At 75.0% G+C, this 1619-nt stretch carries 2 protein-coding genes; both read right to left on the reverse strand.

What is annotated here, in order from left to right; translation table 11 throughout:
- Positions 1-903, reverse strand: a 903-nt coding sequence (locus AB0C29_RS47410; protein ID WP_360834815.1) for a serine/threonine-protein kinase, incomplete at its 3' end; no start/stop codon positions are given.
- Positions 900-1619, reverse strand: a 720-nt coding sequence (locus tag AB0C29_RS47415) for a hypothetical protein (protein WP_360834817.1), incomplete at its 5' end; no start/stop codon positions are given. The genes AB0C29_RS47410 and AB0C29_RS47415, both read right to left, overlap by 4 nt.

Consider the following 1619-nt stretch of genomic DNA (forward strand, 5'->3'; position numbering starts at 1 on the left):
GACCGCCTCGCGCAGCGCGGGTTGCCGCTCCAGGGCGGCGGCGGCGCTGCCGGCCCGGTACGGCCCGGTGGCCAGGAGCCGGTCGAGCAGCTCCCGCGCGGTGGGCCGATCGGCCGGATCCTTGGCCAGCGCCTGCTCGACGAGGTCCCGCAGGGGTCCGGTGAGACCGTCCAGGACGGGTGGCATGGTCAGGATGCGCACCGCGACCATGTGCGGCATGTCCGCCGCGAACGGCGTGCGGCCGGTGCCGGCGTAGGCGATCACCGCACCCCAGGCGAAGACGTCCGCGGCCGGGGTGAGGTTGCGGCCGGTGCTGGAGTCGAAGCGCTCCGGCGCCATGTAGGTCACGGTGCCGACCATCTGGTCGGTCCGGGTGTGGTTCACGGCCCCTTCGACGGCCCGCGCGATCCCGAAATCGATGACCTTCGGGCTGCCCGGAGCGAGCAGCACGTTGCTGGGTTTGAGGTCGCGGTGGATCACGCCGGCGCCGTGGATCGCGGTGAGCGCCGTGGCCACCCCGATCGCCAGGCCGTGCAGGTTCGAGGAGGTCAGTGGCCCGTGCTCGGCGACGACCGCGGCGAGGCTGGGCCCCGCGACGTACTCGACGACCAGGTACGGCTGGGCGTGGTCGGGGTCGGCGTCGAGGACCTCGGCGGTGCAGAACGGCGGGACGTCCTGGGCCCGCTCCACCTCGGTGCGGAACCGCTGCCGGAACTGCGGGTCGTCGGCCAGATCGGACTTGATGATCTTGATGGCGACCCGGCGGCCCTCCGGCGTCGACGCCAGGTAGACCGTACCCATGCCGCCCTCACCGAGCCGGCCGATCAGCTCGTAGCGGCCCAGCTGCCGCGGGTCGCCCGGCAGCAGCGGCCGCCCGCCCGCCGGGCCCGCACCACCGGTCATGCTCTCGTCACCTGCGTCGCTTCCCCATCCGATCCGATGCCTGCCGGGCTGCGCAGTCGGGGCACCCACTGCGCCGGGGTCTCCTCGACCTGGTCCGCTCCGGTGCGGACGACGACGTGCGCGCCGTCCGGCCCGTCGCCGGGCCCGCCCCCGGCGGCCACCACGAGCGCGGCACCGGAGTCGCTGTCCGCCGGCTCGGCCCGCACAGCTACACCATGGCGGCGCAGCTCACGCAGGGCCGCCGCGACACTGCGGGAGACCCGCGGCCCCGCGTCGACGACCAGCTCGACCCCGTACGCCGACGCCAGCTCGGCCGCCGTCCGCAGGACGGCGTTCGCGGACGCGTCGCCGGTGATCCGAGCGATGATCGCACATACCGGCGCCGGCGGTGGCCCGGCGAGCGTGATCACGGTCACCGGCATCTCCTCGAGCACCGCGGTGGGCCCGGCTCCATCCCCGGTCACGACGACCAGGTCAGGCTCGCCCGTGCGCACCAGCTCGGTGAACTCCGCCCCCGGGTCACCGGTGAACCGGGCCAGGACCGGCACCTCCAGGCCCTCGGCCCGCACCTCCGCCGACAGCCGGGTCAGCTCGCCCATCGCCTGGTTCATCTCCAGCAGGCCGCCGGTCAGCCCGCTGCCGATCTCCAGCGGCGCGGCCGGATACGGCACCAGCCGGGCCAGCGCGAGGGTCGCCGGCCGGCGCGACCCGATCAG

Origin of the sequence: Actinoplanes sp. NPDC048791 (genome assembly GCF_040650095.1) — a bacterium.
Classification (GTDB): domain Bacteria; phylum Actinomycetota; class Actinomycetes; order Mycobacteriales; family Micromonosporaceae; genus Actinoplanes.